This is a genomic window from Mesorhizobium sp. M8A.F.Ca.ET.021.01.1.1 (genome assembly GCF_003998025.1).
GTDB lineage: Bacteria > Pseudomonadota > Alphaproteobacteria > Rhizobiales > Rhizobiaceae > Mesorhizobium.
The window spans coordinates 1-4,786 of sequence record NZ_RZSJ01000493.1 but is presented as its reverse complement, the minus strand read 5'-3'; the positions used below and the strand labels follow the sequence as shown (position 1 = coordinate 4,786).

Here is a 4,786-nt window from a genome sequence, read left to right as displayed (position 1 = left end):
GACGCAGTGACATAGGTCTCCTGGGCCGCAGCGGTGCGGGCGGTTGCCGTCTTGCCGGGGCGTGTCGGCTCCGCCGCGGCGGTCATGTAGACCTGCTGGGCTGGAGCGGTGCGAGCGGATGTCTTGGCCGCAGGTACGGGCTCGGCGGAAGCGACGCGCACCGCAGGCACGCCTGGCAAGGCGGCTGGCTGCTCGGCCGAGGCAATGGCAACCGTCGGTTCATCCGGCAGCGGCTGCCAGTTGCGGCCGCGCTTTTCGTAGAAGGCATTGCCGCCGGCAACCATGGTGTAGTGCATGTTCTTGTAGGGGAAGCGCAGACCGGCGGTGTGGAAATACATCGTGTTCTTGAGTTTGGCCTTGCGCTCGCCCTTGAGCACGGCGTCGGCGGCCTCCTCGACATCGGGCATTGCGCGCGAATTCATCGATCGGGTCATGACGCCCGGCGCGAACTGCCCGGGTTCACCCACCACTTGGCAGATGGTGCTGCCGTGGTTGCCCGAGCGCAGCCGGTTCATCACCACCGTGCCGACGGCGATCATGCCATCGCGGCTCGACCGGTTGGATTCGAAGAACATCGCCCGTTCGAGGCATTCCCTGTCCTTCGGCGTGTGACTGTAGGCGCGCGAACTCAGGAAACTCGGCGTGATGGCGTCGGTCAGGCTGGCAACCGACATGCCGTGCGAGGTGGTCTGGCTGCAAGCGGCCAAGAAAAGGGGAGACGTGACGACGCCGAGCAACAGCGGCGTCTTCCATCGCGTGGCGATCAACAGGTAACCCTCTCACTTCAATGCCCGCCCCCAGGCTGCGGCAAGAATGAGACACTTTCGGGCAAAATGATGGCCAAAACGTTATTAACGGCAGACTGTTGCCGAATTGACACAAATTGAGGCTTTCCAGATAGATCGAGCCGTCGTTTCACACAGACGATGACCGCTCTCTCTTCGTTTCGCCGCAATTCCCTTGGGGAAACGCTATGCGCCTTTCGCGGGAAAGCCTATCGCCCGGCGGCGATTGCCGCCGACCGACCGGGTTCGACCTCTTCGACCTTCTCTGAAAACAGGCCCCGCCCGAGAAACAGCGCCCGCGCCTCCCTAGCCGCCGGCGCGATCTTGCCTGGCCAGTCGCTGTCGATGAACTCGGCCTTGGTGAAATCAGGATTCGTTTCGGAGGCCGCCTCCAGGAATTCGGCGATTTCCAGCACGATCGCGCGTTCGTCCTTCGAAAGCGCCGACGTGCCGGCCTCGATCGACGGGCGGTGCACGAAATCCTCGAAGAGATTGAAGTAGCCCTTGATGCCGACGAGATCGACACCCGCATCGCAATCGGCGAGAATTTCCAGAATCTCGTAGATCCTGTTGCGGATACGCTGCTCGATCAGTCTTTCGGACGGCTCGTCGATCATGGCGCACCGAGCGCTAGAAAGGCAGTTTCATTCCTGGCGGGATGGGCAGGCCAGCGGTCAGCGCCTTGGTCTTTTCCTGCATGATCTGCTCGACCTTGGCCTTGGCGTCATTGTGCGCGGCAAGAATCAGATCCTCGAGGATTTCGACCTCGTCTTCCTTGAATAAGGACGGGTCGATCTTCAGCGACTTGATGTCGAACTTTCCGCTCAAAATGATGCTGACCAGGCCGCCGCCAGCCTGACCGACGGCTTCGACCGTGGCGATCTCATCCTGCATGGCCTGGAACTTGGCCTGCATTTCCTTCGCCTTGCCCATCAGGCCGAGAAGATCTTTCATGGTCCGATCCTTTGCGGATTAGTGCTGGATATCAGGGTTCGTCGTCATCGGCCGGCGGCTCGACCGGCATTTCGGCCTCGCTCGCTTCGGCGTCCGGCGTGTCGGGAATGCGCACATCGATGATCTTGGCGCCGGGAAAGCGGGTCAGGAAGGCGGCGACTGTCGGGTCGTTCCTGGCATCGAGGAAAGCGTTTTCACGTTTCGTCGATTCCATTTCGGCCAGCGTCTGGCCGCCCTCCTCCTTGGAAAGCGACACCAGCCAGCTGCGGCCGGTCCAGGCGCGCAGTTTCGTCGTCAGTTCGTTGAGCAGCATCTTGGGCGCATCGTCGGTCAGGCCGACGTCGATGCGGCCAGGTTCGATGCGCACCAGACGGATGCAGCGCTTGACCAGCACCTTGAAGGCGACGTCGCGCTGAGCGTCGGCAAGGGCAACGATGTCGGCCAGCGATTTCAGCGGTACGGCTTGCGTCTCCGGCGCCGGCTGCGGGGGCGCGACGAAGGCGGCCGGAGCGGGCGTGGCCTCGACCAGCCGCATGGTCTGTGCGCCGCCCGAGCCGCCAGGCATGCGCGCCTGCGCCACGGCGCTGGCGCCATTGCCGCCAGCACCGCCATTGCCGGGGTTCACGAGCGCGCCGTTCGGGCGTGGCGCGGCGCCGGTTGCCGAGGCGCCGCTCTCCAGCGATCTCAGCGCCTCGTCCAATGTCGGCAGATCGGCGGCGTGCGCCAGCCGGATCAGCACCATTTCGGCGGCACTGACCGGCCGGTTGGAGGACTGTACCTCGGGAATGCCCTTGAGCAGCATCTGCCAGGTCCGCGACAGCACGCGCACCGACAGCGCCCTGGCGAAATCGGCGCCGCGCTGGCGCTCGTCCTGCGACAGCGAGGCATCGTCCATCGCGGTCGGCACGAAGCGCAGCCGGGTGACCAGATGGTTGAACTCGGCAAGATCGGTCAGCACGGCGGCCGGATCGGCGCCGGTGTCGTATTGCGCACGGAATTCGCCGAGTGCCGCTGCCACATCGCCCTTCATCACGTGTTCGAACAGATCGACGATGCGGGCGCGGTCGGCCAGGCCCAGCATGGCGCGCACGGCCTCGGCGCTGACCGAGCCGGCGCCATGGGCGATCGCCTGGTCGAGAATGGAGAGCGAATCGCGGGCGGAACCTTCCGCCGCGCGCGCGATCATCGCCAGAGCGTCGTCGTCGACCGAAATGCCTTCCTTGCCGGCGATCGAGGAGAGATGCGCGACCAGCGCACCGGCGTCGATGCGCCTCAGGTCGAAACGCTGGCAGCGTGACAGGACCGTGATCGGAACCTTGCGGATCTCGGTGGTGGCGAAGATGAATTTGACGTGCGGCGGCGGTTCTTCCAGCGTCTTCAGCAGGCCGTTGAAGGCCTGCGTGGACAGCATGTGCACTTCGTCGATGATGTAGACCTTGTAGCGGGCCGAGACGGGCGCATAGCGCACGCGCTCGATGATGTCCCTGATGTCGTCGATGCCGGTGTGCGAGGCGGCGTCCATCTCGATGACGTCGACATGGCGGCCTTCCATGATCGCCTGGCAATGCTCGCCAAGCACGGCGAGGTCGACCGAGGGCTGGTCAACGGTGGCGGTTTTATAATTCAGGGCCCGCGCCAGGATACGCGCGGTGGTGGTCTTGCCGACGCCGCGCACGCCGGTCAGCATCCAGGCCTGGGCGATGCGGCCGGTGGCAAAGGCGTTGGTCAGGGTGCGCACCATCGGCTCCTGGCCGACCAGCTCGGAGAAATTCGACGGACGGTATTTGCGCGCCAGCACACGGTAGGCCGCGGCCTTGCCTGTCGCCAAACTATCGGGCCCCGAATTTCCGGCTTCGCTCATTCGCCGTTAAGCTCCAAAAGGCCGCGCCCAAAGCGCCGATTCCTGCGCATAGTCTCGCCCGCGCTGCAATGCGTCGTCAATGTCGCGAGGAGGGCCGATGAGGTGGGAGGCTGGAACAATGACCCGTTCCGGGCTCGTTAGGGCTGCTTCCTTCCGGACCTGACCCGGTTGGCGAGTGGATCGTCCACCACCAACCTCCCGCTGTCCATATCGGCAATTGCGCGACGAAATGCAAGTGCGCAGGCAAATCGGCACCGCGAACCGCGAGATTCGCTTGCAGCCCCGATGCAGCCGCTTTAGCGTTCAGGGTTTGAGGAAGCCAAGAAAAGCAAGGGAAACGCCGATGCTGCCGGGCCTGAAGGCCGGATTCACGCTGGATGCCCGGCTGGAGGCTGACAGCGAGCAGTTGATGTGGCTTGGGCTGTGCGAATTGCGGGTGATGAACGACCGCCGCTGGCCGTGGCTGCTCCTGGTGCCGCAGCGGCCGGGCGCGGAGGAGATCCACGACATGACGCCGCTCGACCAGGCGATGCTGACCTTCGAGACCAATATGGTGGCGCAGGCGCTGAAGAAGGTGAGCGGCTGCACCAAGATCAACACCGGCGCGCTCGGCAACATCGTGCGCCAACTGCATATCCATATCGTCGCACGGTCCGAGGGGGATCCCGGCTGGCCCGGCCCGGTGTGGGGGCATGGCCTGCGCGAGCCCTATCAGCGCTCCGACCTGCGCCGGTTTGCCGAAACGATAAGGGCAGCGCTATAAGCCTTCCCTGTGTCTATCCCAAGCATGTCCATCCCAAAGCACCAGAGTCCATATGAGCTTTCGCCTGTTTGACGCGCCCGTGCGCGAGCCGAGCCAGTTCGTCGGCTTTGCCGGCAACACGATCGACCGGCAATCCGAGAACCGCGCCGACGATTCGGTCGACAAGGCGCTGGCCGATCCGACGACACGGCTGCTTTTGATGAATGGCGGCCGGCTCTACCTGAAACTCGCCGATGGCGGTTTCGACCCTTGGTACCGCATCGCCGAGAGCGATCCCTTCAGCCCTTCCTTCGACCAGGGCGTCCTGCTCGGGTTTTCCGAACAGGGGCCGGTGCTGGCGGTGCTGGCCGGCATCGATGCCGAACAGTTGCCCGAAACCGTCAAGGCGATCGATTACCGCTCGGTCTATATGCAAGGACTGAT

Annotated in this window: 5 protein-coding genes, 1 other RNA gene and 1 pseudogene; 2 read left to right on the top strand and 5 right to left on the bottom strand. The window is 64.1% G+C overall.

From position 1 onward, the window contains the following. The 5 genes from EOA36_RS28045 to ffs all read right to left on the bottom strand — a co-directional run. On the bottom strand, positions 1-767 hold a 767-nt coding region (locus EOA36_RS28045), incomplete at its 3' end, for a cell wall hydrolase (protein WP_189553389.1). 227 nt (positions 768-994) lie between these two features. Next, entirely contained in the window at positions 995-1,402 is a 408-nt protein-coding gene (locus EOA36_RS28040; protein WP_127280301.1) for a hypothetical protein, read from the bottom strand. A 13-nt stretch (positions 1,403-1,415) separates the two neighbouring features. Beyond that, positions 1,416-1,739, bottom strand: coding sequence for a YbaB/EbfC family nucleoid-associated protein (locus EOA36_RS28035; RefSeq protein WP_127280300.1), 324 nt, complete (start codon positions 1,737-1,739; stop codon positions 1,416-1,418). 31 nt (positions 1,740-1,770) lie between these two features. Continuing rightward, entirely contained in the window at positions 1,771-3,600 is a 1,830-nt protein-coding gene (locus EOA36_RS28030; RefSeq protein WP_127280299.1) for a DNA polymerase III subunit gamma/tau, read from the bottom strand. A 102-nt stretch (positions 3,601-3,702) separates the two neighbouring features. Then, positions 3,703-3,799, bottom strand: an RNA gene (gene ffs / locus EOA36_RS28025) — signal recognition particle sRNA small type. A gap of 144 nt (positions 3,800-3,943) precedes the next feature. Here ffs and EOA36_RS28020 point away from each other — a divergent pair. Further along, positions 3,944-4,363: an HIT family protein gene (locus EOA36_RS28020; RefSeq protein WP_127280298.1), complete on the top strand. Its 420-nt coding sequence runs from the start codon at positions 3,944-3,946 to the stop codon at positions 4,361-4,363. 52 nt (positions 4,364-4,415) lie between these two features. Further along, positions 4,416-4,786 (top strand): annotated as a pseudogene (locus EOA36_RS28015) (NADH pyrophosphatase); the annotation flags it as partial.

Coding starts and splice junctions, on each gene's coding strand:
- EOA36_RS28035 (WP_127280300.1), bottom strand. CDS start 1,739: ATGAAAGATCTTCTCGGCCTGATGGGCAAGGCGAAGGAAATGCAGGCC.
- EOA36_RS28030 (WP_127280299.1), bottom strand. CDS start 3,600: ATGAGCGAAGCCGGAAATTCGGGGCCCGATAGTTTGGCGACAGGCAAG.
- EOA36_RS28020 (WP_127280298.1), top strand. CDS start 3,944: ATGCTGCCGGGCCTGAAGGCCGGATTCACGCTGGATGCCCGGCTGGAG.
- EOA36_RS28040 (WP_127280301.1), bottom strand. CDS start 1,402: ATGATCGACGAGCCGTCCGAAAGACTGATCGAGCAGCGTATCCGCAAC.